This is a genomic window from Hydrogenophaga sp. IBVHS1, assembly GCF_002127265.1.
Lineage (GTDB): Bacteria > Pseudomonadota > Gammaproteobacteria > Burkholderiales > Burkholderiaceae_C > Hydrogenophaga.
Map to the genome: position 1 here is coordinate 830,673 of NZ_NFUU01000001.1, position 16,147 is coordinate 846,819.

Here is a 16,147-nt window from a genome sequence, read left to right on the forward strand (position 1 = left end):
TTTCGATGAGCCGTGGAGGGATCAACGCGCTGCGGTCTGCGCCGGCTCGGCCACGTAGATTTCAACGCGGCGGTTGGCGGCGCGGCCTTGTGCGGTGCCGTTGTCGGCGATGGGTTCGCGTGAACCGCGGCCATCGGTGCTGAAGCGCGCGGGGGACACACCGCGCGAGACGATGAAGTCGCGCGTGGCGTTGGCGCGGTCGAACGACAGCGGGTTGTTCACGGCGTCGCTGCCGGTGTTGTCGGTGTGACCAATGATGGCCACCGTGGTTGCCTGGTTGCTTTGCAGCGTGGTGGCGAACTGGCCGAGCACCCGTGCGAGCGTGGGATTGACGGCCGAGCGGCCGGTGGCGAAGCCGGCGTCTGCGGGCACGTCGAGCTTCAGGCGGTTGTCGGCGGTCTGGCTCACGCCGATGCCGGTACCCTGGGTGGCCTGCTCCATGGCTTTCTTCTGTTCCTGCATGCGGGTGGACCAGATGTAGCCACCCAGTGCGCCCGCGCCAGCACCGATGACAGCGCCTTGCGTGGCGCCCTTGGAGCCGCCCGTGAGGCCGCCCAGAATGGCGCCGCCGAGCGCACCGATGCCGGCACCTTTGGCCGAGTCGCTCTGGGTTTCGCTCATGTTGGCGCAACCGGCCAACGCCATGGCGCCCACCAGGGTGGTCACGGTCAAGCCGCGTGTGATTCGGGAGGTGATCGAGTTCATGGGTTTTAGCTCCACTGCGTTTTGGATAAGGTCAACGGGATTGTTGAGAATGCCGACCCGGGGGGCCGAGGCACTCTAAACTTATACGCCTCCTGCTGCAAATGACAGTAGGAGCTGTCCGACTTTACAAAGATTTGCATGAAAACCATTCCACTCGGCGCCAGCAACTTGAAGGTTTCGCCCATCTGCATGGGCACCATGACTTTTGGCCAGCAGGTCGATGAGGCCACCGCCCACCGCATCATGGACCGTGCCCTGGAGCGCGGCCTGAATTTCCTGGACACGGCCGAGATGTATTCGGTGCCGGCGCGCGCAGAAACTTATGGAGCCACCGAAACCATTCTGGGCACCTGGTTTGCGCGCAACCCGGGTCTGCGCCAGAAGGTGGTGCTGGCTTCCAAGGTGGCGGGCCCGTCGCGCGGCATGCCCTGGGTTCGCGGCGAGGTGGCGGGTGTGACCAAAGCCGAGGTGATCCAGGCGTGTGAGAACAGCCTGCGCCGCCTGCAGACCGACACCATCGACCTCTATCAGATCCACTGGCCCGCGCGCAACGTGCCGGTGTTCGGCGCAACGGCGTTTGATCCGGCGAAAGACCGGCCGTGCGCGTCGATTCAGGAACAGCTGGAGGCCATGGCCGAGCTGGTGCAAGCCGGCAAGGTGCGCGAGGTGGGTTTGTCCAACGAGTCGCCCTACGGCGTGCACGAATTCGTGCGCGTGGCCGAGCAGCATGGCCTGCCGCGCGTGGCCACGGTGCAGAACCCCTACTGCCTGGTGAATCGCAGCTACGAGAACGGTCTCGACGAAACCTGCTACCGCCTGGGCGTGTCACTGCTGGCGTATTCCCCGCTGGGCTTTGGCCTCCTGAGTGGCAAGTACGACGATACCGGCCTGGTGGGTGAGGCGGGGCGCCTGGCGCTGTTTGAATCCATGCGCAAGCAGCGCTGGGGCCGCCCCGAGTCGCTGGAGGTATCGCGCCGCTACAACGCGCTGGCGCGCTCGCACGGACTCACGCCCACGCAAATGGCACTGGCTTTCTGCTACACCAACTGGCGCGTGGCCAGCACCATCATCGGCGTGACCACGCGGGCCCAACTCGACGAATGCCTGGACGCGTGGGAGACGAAGCTGTCGCCCGAACTGCTCGCTGAAATCGACAAGATCCGGTTCGAGCACCGCGACCCTGCTCAGTGAGCGGACGCTTGGCAAAGAAGTCGCACGTCAGTGAAACGCCGGCCACCGCCTGGCTCAAGGCGCAGGGCGTCGCCTTCACCGAGCATCCCTACGAGTACCTGGAGCACGGTGGGGCGCAGCACAGCGCGCAGGTGCTGGGCCTGGACCCGTTCTCGGTGGTGAAGACATTGATCATGCAGGACGAAGCCGCCAAGCCGCTCGCGGTGCTCATGCACGGCAACCGCACCGTCTCCACCAAGAACCTCTCAAGGCAGATCGGCGCGAAATCGGTCGAGCCCTGCAAGCCCGAAGTGGCCAACCGGCACAGCGGTTTTCTGGTGGGCGGTACCTCGCCCTTCGGCCTGAAGCGCACCATGCCGGTGTATGTGGAAGCGACCGTGCTCACGCTGCCGCGCATCTGGATCAATGGTGGGCGACGGGGCTATCTGGTGGGCATCGATCCCGCCGTGCTGAACGGCCCTCTGGGCGCGAAGCCGGTGAACTGCGCGCTGGCAGAATAGCCAGGCAGACTGCGCCCCGCGACAACAAGAACGAGGAGACCCTTTTGGCAATCACCTACCCACTGCTGGCCACGCTGGCCGCCTACCTGATCGGCTCGCTGTCGTTCGCCGTGCTGGTGAGCCGCAGCATGGGTCTGGCCGATCCGCGCACCTATGGCAGCAAGAATCCCGGTGCCACCAACGTCTTGCGCTCGGGCAGCAAGGCCGCAGCCATCGTCACCCTGTTGCTGGACGCGCTCAAAGGCTGGGTGCCAGTGGTGGCGGTGCAGTGGTGGGGCGAGGCCTGGGGTCTGGGGGATGGCACGGTCGCGCTGGTGGGGCTCGCCGCGTTCCTCGGGCATCTTTACCCGGTGTTCTTCCGCTTCCAGGGCGGCAAGGGCGTGGCCACTGCGGCCGGCGTCATCGTCGGCTTCCAGCCCTGGCTGGGGCTGGCGGCGCTGGCCACCTGGTTGATCATTGCCTTCTTCTTTCGCTATTCATCGCTGGCCTCCATCGTGACCGCGGTGTTTGCGCCGGCGTATTTTCTGCTTGGCCACCGCGTGGCCTGGGACGCTCCGGGCACGCAGGTGCTCGCGCTCGCTGTCATGGGCATGCTGCTGGTGTGGCGCCACCAGGAAAACATCAACCGGCTGATCGCCGGCAAGGAAAGCAAATTGGGAGCGAAGAAAAAATGAACCCATCGACACACATCACGCGCATTGGCGTGGCCGCCCGTTACAGCGAGGCGGCGGTGTTCAATGGCGTGGTCTACCTCGCCGGCATGGTGCCAGAGCGCGGCGACACCGACATTCGCGGACAGACCGAAGATGTGCTGGAACAGGTGCAGCAGCGCCTGCTGGAAGCGGGCAGCGACAAATCCCGCATTTTGCGCGCGCAGATATTCCTGACCGACATCGGTGAAATCGGTGTGATGAACGAGGTGTGGGATGCCTGGGTGGTGCCGGGCACCGCGCCACCGCGTGCCACGGTGCAGGCGGCGCTGGCACAGGCGAGTTACCGCATCGAGATTGTGGTCACCGCCGCACAGAAAGCGGTGTGATCAGAACCGGCGTTCCAGCGTCATCTGATCGTTGTTGCGCTGCATCTGAAAGCGGGTGAGGAAGCTGTTGCCCAGCAGCACGAAGGGCATGCTCTGCGGCAGCACGATGGCCGGCACGTCGTACACCTGCGCCTCACCCACCCTGATCGAGGCCAGCCGTACCTCGTAGCCGGCCACTGCGCCGTTGGCGGTGCTCACCTTGACCTTGCGGCCCTTGTCGTAGGCAAGGTTGATGCGCCTGGCATCGGATTCGCTCAGGATCACCAATGTGGCCCCGGTGTCGACCATGAACTGCACTTCGCGACCATTGATCTGGCCCGGTGGCATGAAATGGCCTTGCGCGTCGGCGGTGAGCACGATGCGCTGGGCACCGGTGTCTGCGGCGGCCTTGCCCACGCTGACCGGCGCATCGCCCACACGCAGAGTCTGGCGCTGGCCATTCACCTCGATCACCGCCGAATCGCCCAGTGCGCTCAGCAGGCGAACGCCGCTGTGGGTCTGTCCGGGAAGCAGAAACCGCGGCTTGGCGCCGTCGATCACCAGCAGCGCCCGGCCGCTGGAAAGGCCGGAGAGCGCCACCTGCTGTGCCGGCGCCGGCGAGGCCGCCAGAAGCCAGCAGGCCAGGACCAGGAGCGCGGTGGCGGCGGGGCGCATCAATCCCTGAAGTTGTTGAAGGACAGCGGGAGGTCTTTGAGTTCGCTGCGAATCAGCGCCATCGCCGCTTGAAGGTCGTCGCGCTTGGCGCCAGTGACGCGCACCGCGTCACCCTGAATGGCACCCTGCAACTTGAGCTTGCTGCCCTTGAGCACCTGCTGGATCTTCTTGCCGTCTTCGGTGCTGACGCCGTTCCTCACCTTGACGACCTGCTTGACCTTGTCGCCACCGACCTTCTCGACCTTGCCCACATCGAGGAAGCGCGCGTCCACACCGCGCTTGGTGAGCTTGCCGCGCAGCACGTCGTCGATCTGCTGAAGCTGGAACTCGGCATCGCCGTGCAGGATGATTTCCTTTTCTTTCTCCTTGAGCTCGATCGCCGCGCCCGTGCCCTTGAAATCGAACCGAGTTCCGATTTCGCGTGCGACCTGGTCGACCGCGTTCTTCACTTCCACAAAATCAGCTTCAAGGACGGTGTCAAAGGAGGGCATGGTGGTGTACTTCGATCAGGAGGAAAGGGGAATGATGTCGCGGTAAAAATCGATGATCTTCTGCTTGGACGAGCCCATGACGCGCGTGCTCCAGACCAGCTTGCGGTCCTTGTTATCGGCGATTACCTCGGCATCGCGCAGCGCCAGCAGCTTCTCGGGTTTGATGTCCAGCCCGCATAGCGTTATGGCCGCGAGCTTCTCGCGCCGCGCGCGCACCCAGGGGAAGAGGGCCTTCACATACAGCCAGCCCGGCAGGTGGAACATGAACTCATTGGGAAACTTGACCGCGAACGATTTCGGAATGCGTTCCATGTGCGGCTGCGCCGCCCAGCTGATGAAGCGCTCGTCGGCGGCCATGGGGCGAAAACCGAAATCAGGGTGGCGTTCGTAGAGTTCGCGGAAGCGCCTGGCGATGTAGGTGCAGCGCGCCGGGTGAAACACCACCACAGACGAGTTGCCACGCGCGTACTTGCGGCCCTTGGTGGCGCGCCAGATGGCGCGGCCGATGGGGCCAAAAGGAATGATGGCGCTCTGCAGCATGAGCACCGTGTCCTGGTTCTTCATGAAGCTCACCGCTTCGCCCATGTCGCCCATCACCACGGTGTCCAGGTCGATGTAGACCACAGGCAGGTCTTGCGGCAGCACGCCGTCTTCAAACATGGCCAGCTTGGCCTGGCAGCCCACCGATTTGAACGGCTTCTGCATGTAGAGCGGCGGAAAAATGCGGGTCTGCACGAAAGGCAGCAGACCGGCCTTGGGCTCGTCGCAGATCATCACGAAGCGTGGCACGTTGCGGCTGTGCGCAGCGATGCGTTCGATCAGGTGGTTGATCAGTGTGACCGGGTACTTCGTGCCCCAGCACACCAGCACGCATTGCCAGGTGGGCGAATTGGCGGGCGTCGGGGTGGCTGAATTCATGGGCTGACGGACATGCTTGGAGCCCGGTCCAGGTGCAGGCGGGTGAGACAATCGACGGATGATAGTCGAGAACCAAGTCCCTCTACAGGCCCACAACAGCTTCGGCATCGTGGCGCGTGCGCTGCATCTGGCGCGAGTGAAGAGCGAGGCCGACCTGACCGCCCTCATGGCCAGCCAGCACTGGGCCGCTCTCACGCGGGAAACCCCGCCCTTTGTGCTGGGTGGCGGCAGCAACCTGGTGATCACGGGTGACATCAAGCCGCTCGTGATCAAGGTGGAAATCGGCGGACGCCGCCTGGTCGAGGAAACCCCCAAGGGCCTGGTGGTGGAAGCCGGTGCCGGCGAGAACTGGCACGAATTCGTGCGCTGGACGCTCGAACAGGGCTGGCCCGGTCTGGAGAATCTGGCCCTGATTCCGGGCAGCGTGGGGGCTTCGCCGGTGCAGAACATCGGCGCCTATGGCGTGGAACTCCAGGATCGCTTTCATTCGCTCGATGCGGTCGACCTGCAGACAGGGCGCGTCTTCACGCTGGATGCTGCGCAGTGTGGGTTCGGTTACCGGGATTCGGTGTTCAAGCACGCACCCGCGGGCGACAAGGGACTGGGTCTGGCGGGCAGGGCGGTCATCACGCGCGTGCGCTTCTGGTTGCCCAGGCCCTGGAAGCCGGTGTTGGGTTACGCCGACCTGGAGCGCAAGATTGCAGAAACAGGCAACCATCAGCCGACTGCGCAGGAAATTTTCGACTGGATTTGCGCCATTCGCCGGGCCAAGCTGCCGGACCCCGCAGTGATCGGCAACGCCGGCAGTTTTTTCAAGAACCCCACCGTGAGCGAAGAGCAGTGCGCGGACATCATCGCACGCGATCCGAAGGTGGTGCACTACCCCATGGCCGATGGCAGCATCAAGCTGGCCGCAGGCTGGCTGATCGACGCCTGTGGCTGGAAGGGCCGGGGGGTGGGGAATGCGGGCGTGTACGAAAAGCAGGCGCTGGTGCTGGTGAACCGGGGCGGCGCCACGGGTGGCGAGGTGATGACGCTCGCGAAGGCGATTCAGACCAGCGTGTATGAACGCTTTGGCATCCTCCTGGAGCCCGAACCTGTGGTGGTTTGAGTTCCACGAGCCCCACAGATCGGGGCGCCCTGGCGTTCTGCGCAGCGGGGTAAAGGAGGAGGCGGCACCAGCCGCCGGGGGACACCCGCGGAGCAGAGCGTCAGGGCGCCCCGATCCGCGAGGTCAATGCCAAAAAATGGCGATCACTCGCCCTCGAGCCTCAACATCTGCGACCCCTCACCCAGCGAAAGCAACCCAGACTTGGCATAGATGCCGAGCTTGGCCCGCGTGTCGGTGATGTCGAGGTTGCGCATGGTCAGCTGGCCGATGCGGTCCAGCGGCGAAAACGGCGCGTCTTCCACCTTCTCCATGCTCAGGCGCTCCGGCGCGTAGGTCAGGTTCGGGCTTTCGGTGTTGAGGATCGAGTAGTCGTTGCCTCGACGAAGCTCCACAGTGACCTCGCCCGTGACCGCACGCGCCACCCAGCGCTGCGCCGTCTCGCGCAGCATGATGGACTGCGGGTCGAACCAGCGGCCCTGGTAGAGCAGACGCCCCAGGCGCAGGCCATTGATGCGGTACTGCTCGATGGTGTCCTCGTTGTGAATGCCCGTCACCAGCCGTTCGTAGGCGATGAACAACAAGGCCAGACCAGGGGCTTCGTAGATGCCCCGGCTCTTGGCTTCGATGATGCGGTTCTCGATCTGGTCGCTCATGCCCAGGCCATGGCGTCCGCCGATCTCATTGGCCTTCAGGATCAGGTCCACCGGGTTGTCGAAGGTCTGGCCGTTCAGTGCGACCGGCTGGCCTTCTTCAAAACGCACGGTCACCTCTTCGGCCTTCACCGCACAGTCCTCGCGCCAGAACGGCACGCCCATGATCGGGTTGACGATGCGCATGCCGCTGTTGAGGTTTTCCAGATCCTTCGCCTCGTGCGTGGCGCCCAGCATGTTGCTGTCGGTGCTGTAGGCCTTCTCGGCGCTCATCTTGTAGCCGAACCCATTGGCCGTCATGAACGCGCTCATCTCGGCGCGGCCACCCAGCTCGTCGATGAACAGCTGGTCCAGCCATGGCTTGTAGATTTTCAGGCTCGGGTTGGTGAGCAGACCATAGCGGTAGAAACGCTCGATGTCGTTGCCCTTGAAGGTGCTGCCGTCGCCCCAGATGTTGACGTCGTCTTCCTTCATGGCAGCCACAAGCATGGTGCCGGTGACGGCACGGCCCAGCGGCGTGGTGTTGAAGTAGGTTACCCCGGCCGTGCTGATGTGGAAGGCACCGCACTGCAGCGCGGCGATGCCTTCGTGCGCGAGTTGCGTGCGGCAATCCACCAGCCGCGCCTTTTCGGCGCCATAGGCCATGGCCTTGCGCGGGATCTCCTCGTAGTCGGGCTCATCGGGCTGGCCGAGGTTGGCGGTGTAAGCGTAGGGAATGGCGCCCTTCTGCTTCATCCACAGCAGCGCGGCCGAGGTGTCGAGCCCGCCGGAGAAAGCGATGCCGACTTTTTGGTGCGTGGGGAGGTTCTGGAGGATGGTGGCCATGAGGGGTCAGCCGAAGTGGCAGATGTAGTGGTAGGGCTCCGTCACGCGGATGTCGAAGCTGCTGTTGCCGGGCACGCTGAATTTTTCTCCCGGGCCGGACTTGACCCAGGCCTCGGTACCCGCGAGCTTGTATTCGCAGCCGCCGGCCACGCATTCCATGACTTCCGGCGCACCGGTCTTGAAGGTGAGGGTGGCCGGCAGCACCACGCCGACCGACTTTTTCGTGCCATCGGCGAAGGTGATGCCGTGGCTCACGCACTTGCCGTCGAAATAGACGCTGGCCTGGGTGTTGACGGTCACGCCGTCGAATTGGGTGGTGGTCATGAGATGGGGGGATGAAAAGGCGAAACCGCGATTTTAGGTCCGCCGACCTGCGGGGCTGCTGGTCAGATCCGCTTCTGCCAGGCGGATGCGTCGAAGCCGATGGTGATGCCTCCGTCGGCCCACTGCACCACGGGTCGCTTGATCACGCTCGGGTTGGCCAGCGCCAGCGCCCGTGCACTGGCGGCGTCGGTCACGCCGGCGCGCGCTTCTTCGTCGAGCTGCCGCCAGGTGTTGCCCTTGCGGTTGATGACCGTTTCCCAGCCGGCGGCGGCCAGCCAGCGGTCGAGCGCAGCCTCGGGGACGCCCTGCTTTTTGAAATCGTGGAACTGGTGCGCGACGCCGTGTTCGGTCAACCAGGCGCGGGCCTTCTTGACGGTGTCGCAGTTGGGGATGCCATGAACGGTGATCATGGCCGCCATTGTCGACGATGGATGGGACAATCCCGCCCATGCTCGACATCCCCGTTCCCGACCATCCCACCACTCTGGCCGACTGGCTGACCCACGCCGAACGCCTGCACCCCGTCACCATCGACATGGGGCTCGACCGTGTGCAGCGCGTGGCGCAGCGCATGGGCCTGGCGCTGGACTGCCCGGTGATCACCGTGGCCGGCACCAACGGCAAAGGCAGCACCTGCGCCATGCTGGAAGCGATCTACACCCAGTCGGGCTACCGCACCGGCGTCTACACCTCCCCGCATCTGGTGCATTTTGAAGAGCGATGCCGGGTGGCCGGCGCGCCGGTGGAGCAGGCCGAGCTGCTGCCGGCATTGGCCGAAGTGGAGGTGGCCCGCAAGGGGCAGCCCGGCGACGATGGCACGGGCGAGATCAGCCTGAGCTACTTTGAGTTCACCACGCTGGCCATCCTGCGCACGCTGTCGCGCGCCGGGCTGGACGTGGCGATTCTCGAAGTGGGCCTGGGCGGGCGGCTGGACGCGGTGAACATCATCGACGCCGACTGTGCCGTCATCACCAGCATCGCACTGGACCACATGGCTCTGCTGGGCAACGACCGCGAGGCCATCGGCTTCGAGAAGGCCGGCATCATGCGCACCGGCCGCACGGTGGTGGTGAGCGACCCGGTGCCACCGCAGAGCGTGCTCGACCACGCGCTGGAAATCGGCGCCAACCTGTGGCGCCTGGGCAAAGACTTCCATTTCGCGGGCGACCAGCAGCAGTGGGGCTGGGCCATGCATCCTTCGCACGGCGCGCGGCGCTATGCCGGCCTGGCTTATCCGGCACTGCGTGGCGCGAATCAGCTGGTGAACGCCTCGGGCGTGCTGGCGGCGGTGGAAGCGCTGCGTGCGCGCCTCCCGGTGACGGCGCAAGCGGTGCGCAATGGCCTGGCGCTGGTGGAGCTGCCCGGGCGCTTTCAGATCGTGCCGGGCACGCCCACTCTGGTGCTGGATGTGGCGCACAACCCGCATTCGGTGGCGGCGCTGGCTGAAAACCTGGACGCCATGGGTTTCTACCCCGGCACCCATGCGGTCTTTGGTGCCATGGCCGACAAGGACCTGCCCGCCATGCTGGAGCGCATCGCGCCGCTCATCGACCACTGGCACGTGACCGACCTGCCGCTGGCACGCGCCAGCACCGCGCAGGCACTGGCCGACATGCTGGACCGGCACCCCGCCACGGCGCCTGGCGGAAAAAGCCGGGTCGCCGGTCGCCACGCCAGCCCCATGGACGCCCTGCGCGCAGCGGTGTCCGCTGCAGACCCCGCTGATAGAATCGTCGTCTTCGGATCGTTCTACACCGTGGGTGGCGTTTTGCAGGACGGTGTGCCCCGGATGTCGGCAAAACACCTCTCCGCCTAGCCGCCTTCCACGCCCCGAGCGCTCCCCCTGCCGCGCCCCCCGCCAGGCCTTTCATGGCGCCACAGTCCCACCCCGAATGTTCAAATCCCGTTCAGGTTCCCAGGGCAACCCCTCGACACCGCCACCGCAGAGCATCGAGGCCGTGCGCCGGCGCGCCCGTCACCGGCTCATCGGCGCGAGCGTGCTGGTGCTGTTGGGCGTGGTCGGCTTTCCGCTGCTGTTCGACACCCAGCCGCGTCCCATTCCGGTCAACATCCCGATCGAGATTCCCGCCAAAACCCTGCCTGCAGCGCCAGCCAGGGCGCCGTCCGCCGCTGCGTCCACGCCTTCTGCCACGCCAGCGCCTGCCCCCAAGCCAGCCACCGAAAGCGTGAATGCGCGCGAGGCGCTGGGCGCGAAGGAAGAGGTGGTCGAGTCCCGGCCTGCGGCGCCAGCGCCACCGCCTGCTGCCGCGCCCGCACCTCCACCTGCCAAGCCGCCCGCCGACGCCGAGCGCGCACGCGCGTTGCTGGAGGGCAAGCCCGCCACACCCCCTGCCTCCACGCCCACCCCGGCGCCCGCCGCTGCTTCCGAGCGCCTGGTGGTGCAGGTGGGCGCCTTCGCTGAAGAATCCGGCGCCCGCGCGGTGCGGCAGAAGCTGGAGGCCGCTGGCCTCAAGACTTACACCCAGGTGGCGCAGACTGCTGACGGTCGTCGCATCCGGGTGCGGCTGGGACCCTTTGAAAGCCGTGCAGAGGCCGAGAAGGTGGCCGCTCGCGTGAAGGCGTTGGGCGTGAGCGCCAGCGTCCTCACGTTGTGAGTTCTGCGGGGCACGGGCCATGGTGACCACGGATTGGGTGCTGCTGGCGGTGTTGTTGCTGTCGGTGCTGCTGGGGCTCTGGCGCGGGCTGATGTACGAGGTGTTGTCGCTGGCAGGCTGGGTGCTGGCCTTCATTCTTGCCCAGACTTTTGCCGATGAAGTGGCGGCCTGGCTGCCGGTGGATGGTTTTTCAGCTCCTTTGAAGCTCGCGCTGGCTTTCGTGCTGGTGTTCATTCTTGTGGCTTTTGCCGGCGGCATGGTGGCCTGGCTGGTGCAGAAGCTGGTGGCAACCGTGGGCCTGCGGCCGGTAGACCGTGTGCTTGGTGGCGCTTTTGGGTTGGCGCGTGCCCTGGTGATGCTGCTGGGCGCCGCCGTGGTGGTGAGCATGATGCAGCTGCAAAGTGCTGCCTGGTGGCAGGGTTCCAGCGCCGCCGGCATGCTGTCTGCCACCTTGCTGGAAATTCGCCCCTTGTTGCCTGAGCCAGTGGCCCGACATATCCGATAGTTTTTCCTGAGGGTTCAAATCATGTGTGGAATCGTGGGCGTGGTGAGCAAGACGCCGGTCAATCAGCTCATCTACGACGCCTTGTTGCTCCTGCAGCACCGTGGCCAGGATGCCGCCGGCATCGTTACGCAGCAGGGACGCAAGTTCTTCATGCACAAGGCCAAGGGCATGGTGCGCGACGTGTTCCGCACCCGCAACATGCGCGCGCTGCCTGGCCTGTGCGGCCTGGGCCAGGTGCGTTACCCCACAGCGGGCAACGCCTTCAGCGAAGAAGAGGCGCAGCCTTTTTATGTGAACGCTCCCTTTGGCCTGGTGCTGGTGCACAACGGCAACCTGACCAACGCCAAGGCGCTGGCGCAGGAGCTGTTCCAGACCGACCACCGCCACGTGAACACCGACAGCGACTCCGAGGTGCTGCTCAATGTGCTGGCCCATGAGCTGGAGAAGGTCACGCGCGGCATCACCCTCAAGCCGGCCGATGTGTTCGCCGCCGTGCGCGGCGTGCACCAGCGCGTGAAGGGTTCGTATGCCGTAGTGGCGCTCATCGCCGGCCATGGCCTGCTCGCCTTTCGCGATCCGCACGGCATCCGCCCGCTGTGCGTCGGCCACAACGACAAAGGTGGCGTCATGGTCGCCAGCGAGTCCGTGGCGCTCGAAGGCACGGGCTACGTGCTCGACCGCGACCTGCAACCGGGTGAAGCGGTGTTCGTCGACCTCGAAGGCCAGATGAACTTCCAGCAGTGCGCGGACAAGGTCAGCCACCACCCCTGCATCTTCGAGTTTGTCTACCTGGCCCGGCCCGATTCCGTGCTCGATGGCATCTCGGTCTACCAGGCGCGCCTGAACCTGGGCATCACGCTGGCCAAGCGCGTGGTCTCCACCGTGCCGCCCAACGAGATCGATGTGGTCATTCCCATTCCCGAGTCGTCGCGCCCCAGCGCCATGGAACTTGCCCAGTTGCTCGGCCTGCCTTACCGGGAAGGCTTCGTGAAGAACCGCTACGTCGGCCGCACCTTCATCATGCCGGGGCAGGGCGTGCGCAAGAAGTCGGTGCGCCAGAAGCTCAATGTGATCGGCAGCGAGTTCAAGGGCCGCAATGTGCTGCTGGTGGACGACTCCATCGTGCGCGGCACCACCAGCCGCGAGATCGTGCAGATGGCGCGCGACGCCGGTGCGCGAAAGGTCTATCTGGCCAGCGCCGCACCGCCGGTGCGTTACCCCAACGTCTACGGCATCGACATGCCCACGCCCGACGAACTCGTGGCCCACGGACGCACCGTGGACGAGGTGCGCGAGAGCATCGGCTGCGACGCCCTGATCTACCAGGATGTGGACGCCATGAAGCAGGCCATCGGCTCGCTCAACCCCAAGCTGGATGGCTTCGACGCATCGTGCTTCGACGGCGTCTACGTGACCGGCGACATCACGCTGGCCGACATTGCCCGCTTGAATGCGGGGCGCGACCAGAGCGAGGAGGGCGAAGAAGACACCTCGCGCCTGGCCCTGCCGAACGCGCAGGTCGCCTGAAATTTCCCCAGAACTTTTTCAACCATGACGCAGAAGAAATCCGCTCTCGCCAAAGGCTTGCACCGCGACACGCTGGCCGTGCGCGAGGCTGTGGAGCGCAGCCAGTACGGTGAGAACTCCGAAGCGCTCTACCTCACCAGCGGTTATGTGCAGCCTTCGGCCGAATCCGCCGCGCGCCGCTTTGCGGGTGATGAAGACGGCTTCACCTACGGCCGCTACGGCAACCCCACCGTGTCGAGCTTCGAGCAACGCCTGGCCGCGCTCGAAGGCGCCGAGGCCTGCATCTCCACCGCCTCGGGCATGTCGGCCATCCTCATGATGTGCATGGGCCTGCTCAAGACCGGCGACCACGTGGTGTGTTCTCAATCCATGTTCGGCTCCACCATCAAGCTGATCGGCACCGACCTCGCCAAATTCGGCGTGGCCTCCACGTTCGTGCCGCAGGCCGACGCGGCGGCGTGGAAGGCTGCTATCACGCCGAACACCAAGCTGCTGTTCGCCGAGACGCCCACCAACCCGCTCACCGAGGTGTGCGACATCCGCGCACTGGCCGACCTGGCGCACAACGCAGGCGCGCTGCTGTGCGTGGACAACTGCTTCGCCACGCCGGCGCTACAGCGCCCCATTGCGCTGGGCGCCGACATCGTCATGCACTCGGGCACCAAGTACCTCGATGGGCAGGGCCGTGTGATGGCGGGTGCCTTGTGCGCCAGCCAGGACCTGATCACCAAGACCTTCCTCCCCGTGCTCAAGAGTGCGGGCATGACGCTGGCGCCCTTCAATGCGTGGGTCGTCCTCAAAGGGCTGGAGACGCTGGACATCCGCATGCGCGCGCAATCGGCCAGCGCACTCGCGCTCGCGGGCTGGCTGGAGCAACACCCCGGCGTGGCGCGTGTGCACTACCCTGGTCTGGTGAACCACCCGCAGCACGCGCTGGCCATGGCGCAGCAGGCGGGCTGTGGCGGTGCGGTGGTGTCTTTCGAGGTGAAGGCCACCAGTCCCGAGCAGGGCCGTGAACGCGCTTTCCAGGTGCTTGATGCGCTGCATGTGCTCTCGCTCTCGACCAACCTCGGCGACACCAAGACCCTGCTGGCCCACCCGGCCAGCACCTCTCATGGCCGCCTCACCGAGGCGCAGCGCCAGGACGCGGGCGTGGTGCAAGGCCTCATCCGTGTGGCCGTCGGCCTCGAACATCTCGACGACATCCAGGCCGACATTGATCGTGGCCTCTCTTCCTTCTGACATGTCCGCACCCACCACCCGCACCCGTTTCGCACCGTCGCCCACCGGCTTCATCCACCTCGGCAACATCCGCTCGGCGCTCTATCCGTGGGCGTTCGCGCGCTCCACCGGTGGTGTGTTCATTCTGCGCATCGAAGACACCGACCTCGAACGTTCGTCGCAAGCCGCGGTGGACGTGATCATCGAAGGCATGAAGTGGCTCGGCCTCGATCACGACGAGGGGCCGTTCTACCAGATGCAGCGCATGGACCGCTACAAGGCGGTGCTGGCCGAGATGGTCGCCGCCGGGCTGGTGTACCCCTGCTATATGAGCGTGGCCGAACTCGACGCACTGCGCGAAAAGCAGATGTCGGCGAAAGAAAAGCCACGCTACGACGGCACCTGGCGGCCCGAGCCCGGCAAGACCTTGCCGGCGGTGCCCGAAGGCGTGAAGCCCGTGCTGCGTTTCAAGAACCCGCTGGGCGGCGTGGTGGCGTGGGACGACAAGGTGAAGGGCCGCATCGAGATCGCCAACGACGAACTCGACGACCTCGTGATCGCGCGCCCCGATGGCACGCCCACCTACAACTTCTGCGTGGTGGTGGACGACATCGACATGGACATCACGCACGTGATCCGTGGGGACGACCATGTGAACAACACGCCGCGCCAGATCAACATTTTCCGCGCGCTCGGCAAGGAGCCGCCGGTGTATGCCCACCTGCCCACCGTGCTCAACGAGCTCGGCGAGAAGATGAGCAAGCGCAACGGAGCCAAGCCGGTCACGCAATACCGCGACGAAGGCTATCTGCCCGACGCCATGGTGAACTACCTCGCGCGCCTGGGCTGGAGCCATGGCGACGACGAAATCTTCAGCCGCGCGCAGTTCCTGGAGTGGTTCAGCCTGGACCACCTCGGCCGCAGCGCTGCCCAGTTCGACGAAGCCAAGCTGCGCTGGGTGAACGCCCAGCACCTCAAGGCCATGACCGACGACGCGCTGGCGTCGCTGGTGGCCGAACAGCTGAAGTGGCAGGGCATTGACGTGGACGACCGCCTCCCGGGCATTTGCGGTTTGTTCAAGGACCGCTGCGACACCACCCTGGTGCTGGCCCAGTGGGCCAAGGCTTTCTACACCGACATCACACCCAACGCCGACGAGCGCGTGCAGCATGTGACCGACGCGGTGCGGCCCGCGCTGGCGGCACTGGCGGGCAAACTGGGTGATGCGGCGTGGGACAAGGCCAGCATCTCCGCAGCCATCAAGGAAGTGCTCACGGCGCACGGCCTGAAGATGCCGCAGCTCGCCATGCCGGTTCGCGTGCTCGTCATGGGCACGGCCCAGACACCATCCCTCGATGCCGTGCTCGCACTGCAGGATCGTCAGATCGTGCTCGCCCGTTTGCGGAGCGCCTGAAAATATCGCCTATAATCTGAGGCTTGCTGAAATGCACCGGGTGAAGCGATTTGCCGGGGTCGGATCAGCAACCCGCGTGGGGGTATAGCTCAGCTGGGAGAGCGCTTGCATGGCATGCAAGAGGTCAGCGGTTCGATCCCGCTTACCTCCACCAAAGTTTTGTTGTTGCGAAAGAATGCACCGGTCGCCCGATGCTAGAATTCGCGGTTCGGTTAGTCCCAAGGTTATGACCCTATCGTCTAGAGGCCTAGGACATCACCCTTTCACGGTGAGTACCGGGGTTCGAATCCCCGTAGGGTCGCCAAACAAGCCGCAAGGCAAGTAGGCAAACAAGTGGTTGGCACTTGGCTCGAAAGAGCGAAAGCCATCTACCAGGAGTGGTAGTTCAGTTGGTTAGAATACCGGCCTGTCACGCCGGGGGTCGCGGGTTCGAGCCCCGTCCACTCCGCCATAAATC

Annotated in this window: 18 protein-coding genes and 3 tRNA genes; 14 read left to right on the top strand and 7 right to left on the bottom strand. The window is 65.2% G+C overall.

From position 1 onward, the window contains the following. Positions 1-21: 21 nt before the first annotated feature. Positions 22-705, bottom strand: a complete 684-nt coding sequence (locus CAP37_RS04050) for an OmpA family protein (RefSeq protein ID WP_086122990.1) — start codon at positions 703-705, stop codon at positions 22-24. Positions 706-843: 138 nt separating this feature from the next. On the opposite strand from CAP37_RS04050, the gene CAP37_RS04055 reads away from it, so the two are divergent. Genes CAP37_RS04055 through CAP37_RS04070 form a run of 4 tightly spaced genes read left to right on the top strand, consistent with a single transcriptional unit; the run spans position 844 to position 3,435 of the window. Then, the gene (locus tag CAP37_RS04055; protein WP_086122991.1) at positions 844-1,896 is read left to right on the top strand and encodes an aldo/keto reductase; all 1,053 of its coding nucleotides are present in this window, start codon (positions 844-846) and stop codon (positions 1,894-1,896) included. Positions 1,897-1,904: 8 nt separating this feature from the next. Then, entirely contained in the window at positions 1,905-2,396 is a 492-nt protein-coding gene (locus CAP37_RS04060) for an aminoacyl-tRNA deacylase (RefSeq protein ID WP_086122992.1), read from the top strand. 44 nt (positions 2,397-2,440) lie between these two features. Continuing rightward, the gene (gene plsY / locus CAP37_RS04065) at positions 2,441-3,070 is read left to right on the top strand and encodes a glycerol-3-phosphate 1-O-acyltransferase PlsY (RefSeq protein WP_086122993.1); all 630 of its coding nucleotides are present in this window, start codon (positions 2,441-2,443) and stop codon (positions 3,068-3,070) included. Further along, positions 3,067-3,435 (top strand): RidA family protein, encoded by a 369-nt coding sequence (locus tag CAP37_RS04070; RefSeq protein ID WP_086122994.1) that lies wholly within the window; start codon positions 3,067-3,069, stop codon positions 3,433-3,435. The genes plsY and CAP37_RS04070 overlap by 4 nt, the downstream gene beginning before the upstream one ends. Here the strand turns inward: CAP37_RS04070 and CAP37_RS04075 are convergent, their stop codons facing one another. Genes CAP37_RS04075 through CAP37_RS04085 form a run of 3 tightly spaced genes read right to left on the bottom strand, consistent with a single transcriptional unit; the run spans position 3,436 to position 5,498 of the window. Next, a complete protein-coding gene (locus CAP37_RS04075) occupies positions 3,436-4,089 on the bottom strand; it encodes a TIGR02281 family clan AA aspartic protease (RefSeq protein WP_086122995.1) in 654 nt (217 codons plus the stop codon). It abuts the gene before it with no gap. Next, entirely contained in the window at positions 4,089-4,580 is a 492-nt protein-coding gene (locus CAP37_RS04080; RefSeq protein ID WP_086122996.1) for a YajQ family cyclic di-GMP-binding protein, read from the bottom strand. Before CAP37_RS04080 ends, CAP37_RS04075 begins: the two co-directional genes overlap by 1 nt. 15 nt (positions 4,581-4,595) lie before the next feature. Further along, positions 4,596-5,498: a hypothetical protein gene (locus CAP37_RS04085; protein ID WP_086122997.1), complete on the bottom strand. Its 903-nt coding sequence runs from the start codon at positions 5,496-5,498 to the stop codon at positions 4,596-4,598. Between the two features lie 58 nt (positions 5,499-5,556). Here CAP37_RS04085 and murB point away from each other — a divergent pair, with 58 nt between their 5' ends. After that, positions 5,557-6,609 (top strand): UDP-N-acetylmuramate dehydrogenase, encoded by a 1,053-nt coding sequence (gene murB, locus CAP37_RS04090; protein WP_086122998.1) that lies wholly within the window; start codon positions 5,557-5,559, stop codon positions 6,607-6,609. Between the two features lie 143 nt (positions 6,610-6,752). On the opposite strand, the gene argG is transcribed toward murB, so the two are convergent. The 3 genes from argG to CAP37_RS04105 all read right to left on the bottom strand — a co-directional run bounded on the left by argG (position 6,753) and on the right by CAP37_RS04105 (position 8,818). Then, complete coding sequence (gene argG / locus CAP37_RS04095) at positions 6,753-8,084, bottom strand: argininosuccinate synthase (protein ID WP_086122999.1); 1,332 nt, start codon at positions 8,082-8,084, stop codon at positions 6,753-6,755. A gap of 6 nt (positions 8,085-8,090) precedes the next feature. Next, the gene (locus CAP37_RS04100; RefSeq protein WP_086123000.1) at positions 8,091-8,408 is read right to left on the bottom strand and encodes a pyrimidine/purine nucleoside phosphorylase; all 318 of its coding nucleotides are present in this window, start codon (positions 8,406-8,408) and stop codon (positions 8,091-8,093) included. Positions 8,409-8,470: 62 nt separating this feature from the next. Next, complete coding sequence (locus tag CAP37_RS04105; RefSeq protein WP_086124809.1) at positions 8,471-8,818, bottom strand: ArsC family reductase; 348 nt, start codon at positions 8,816-8,818, stop codon at positions 8,471-8,473. A 38-nt stretch (positions 8,819-8,856) separates the two neighbouring features. On the opposite strand from CAP37_RS04105, the gene folC reads away from it, so the two are divergent. From folC to CAP37_RS04150, 9 genes are all read left to right on the top strand, one after another. Beyond that, positions 8,857-10,224 carry a bifunctional tetrahydrofolate synthase/dihydrofolate synthase gene (folC, locus tag CAP37_RS04110; protein WP_086124810.1) on the top strand — a complete coding sequence of 456 codons (1,368 nt, stop codon included), beginning with the start codon at positions 8,857-8,859 and terminating at the stop codon, positions 10,222-10,224. Positions 10,225-10,300: 76 nt separating this feature from the next. Then, positions 10,301-11,023, top strand: coding sequence for an SPOR domain-containing protein (locus CAP37_RS04115; RefSeq protein WP_086123001.1), 723 nt, complete (start codon positions 10,301-10,303; stop codon positions 11,021-11,023). Positions 11,024-11,042: 19 nt separating this feature from the next. Further along, entirely contained in the window at positions 11,043-11,528 is a 486-nt protein-coding gene (locus CAP37_RS04120; RefSeq protein WP_086123002.1) for a CvpA family protein, read from the top strand. A 21-nt stretch (positions 11,529-11,549) separates the two neighbouring features. Continuing rightward, positions 11,550-13,055, top strand: coding sequence for an amidophosphoribosyltransferase (gene purF / locus CAP37_RS04125; RefSeq protein WP_086123003.1), 1,506 nt, complete (start codon positions 11,550-11,552; stop codon positions 13,053-13,055). A gap of 24 nt (positions 13,056-13,079) precedes the next feature. Continuing rightward, the gene (locus CAP37_RS04130) at positions 13,080-14,297 is read left to right on the top strand and encodes an O-succinylhomoserine sulfhydrylase (protein ID WP_086123004.1); all 1,218 of its coding nucleotides are present in this window, start codon (positions 13,080-13,082) and stop codon (positions 14,295-14,297) included. A gap of 1 nt (position 14,298) precedes the next feature. Then, entirely contained in the window at positions 14,299-15,690 is a 1,392-nt protein-coding gene (gene gltX, locus CAP37_RS04135) for a glutamate--tRNA ligase (RefSeq protein WP_086123005.1), read from the top strand. Between the two features lie 78 nt (positions 15,691-15,768). Then, positions 15,769-15,844 (top strand) — tRNA-Ala (locus tag CAP37_RS04140). Between the two features lie 74 nt (positions 15,845-15,918). Further along, positions 15,919-15,994 (top strand) — tRNA-Glu (locus CAP37_RS04145). A 70-nt stretch (positions 15,995-16,064) separates the two neighbouring features. Then, a tRNA-Asp gene (locus tag CAP37_RS04150) sits at positions 16,065-16,141 on the top strand. The last annotated feature ends 6 nt before the right edge of the window (positions 16,142-16,147 follow it).

What these genes read in the sequence shown, in the direction of transcription:
- CAP37_RS04050 (WP_086122990.1), bottom strand. Translation starts at nt 705, where the DNA reads ATGAACTCGATCACCTCCCGAATCACACGCGGCTTGACCGTGACCACC.
- CAP37_RS04105 (WP_086124809.1), bottom strand. Translation starts at nt 8,818, where the DNA reads ATGATCACCGTTCATGGCATCCCCAACTGCGACACCGTCAAGAAGGCC.
- argG (WP_086122999.1), bottom strand. Translation starts at nt 8,084, where the DNA reads ATGGCCACCATCCTCCAGAACCTCCCCACGCACCAAAAAGTCGGCATC.
- folC (WP_086124810.1), top strand. Translation starts at nt 8,857, where the DNA reads ATGCTCGACATCCCCGTTCCCGACCATCCCACCACTCTGGCCGACTGG.
- CAP37_RS04120 (WP_086123002.1), top strand. Translation starts at nt 11,043, where the DNA reads ATGGTGACCACGGATTGGGTGCTGCTGGCGGTGTTGTTGCTGTCGGTG.
- CAP37_RS04055 (WP_086122991.1), top strand. Translation starts at nt 844, where the DNA reads ATGAAAACCATTCCACTCGGCGCCAGCAACTTGAAGGTTTCGCCCATC.
- CAP37_RS04070 (WP_086122994.1), top strand. Translation starts at nt 3,067, where the DNA reads ATGAACCCATCGACACACATCACGCGCATTGGCGTGGCCGCCCGTTAC.
- gltX (WP_086123005.1), top strand. Translation starts at nt 14,299, where the DNA reads ATGTCCGCACCCACCACCCGCACCCGTTTCGCACCGTCGCCCACCGGC.
- murB (WP_086122998.1), top strand. Translation starts at nt 5,557, where the DNA reads ATGATAGTCGAGAACCAAGTCCCTCTACAGGCCCACAACAGCTTCGGC.
- purF (WP_086123003.1), top strand. Translation starts at nt 11,550, where the DNA reads ATGTGTGGAATCGTGGGCGTGGTGAGCAAGACGCCGGTCAATCAGCTC.
- CAP37_RS04130 (WP_086123004.1), top strand. Translation starts at nt 13,080, where the DNA reads ATGACGCAGAAGAAATCCGCTCTCGCCAAAGGCTTGCACCGCGACACG.
- CAP37_RS04085 (WP_086122997.1), bottom strand. Translation starts at nt 5,498, where the DNA reads ATGAATTCAGCCACCCCGACGCCCGCCAATTCGCCCACCTGGCAATGC.
- CAP37_RS04115 (WP_086123001.1), top strand. Translation starts at nt 10,301, where the DNA reads ATGTTCAAATCCCGTTCAGGTTCCCAGGGCAACCCCTCGACACCGCCA.
- CAP37_RS04075 (WP_086122995.1), bottom strand. Translation starts at nt 4,089, where the DNA reads ATGCGCCCCGCCGCCACCGCGCTCCTGGTCCTGGCCTGCTGGCTTCTG.
- CAP37_RS04080 (WP_086122996.1), bottom strand. Translation starts at nt 4,580, where the DNA reads ATGCCCTCCTTTGACACCGTCCTTGAAGCTGATTTTGTGGAAGTGAAG.
- CAP37_RS04100 (WP_086123000.1), bottom strand. Translation starts at nt 8,408, where the DNA reads ATGACCACCACCCAATTCGACGGCGTGACCGTCAACACCCAGGCCAGC.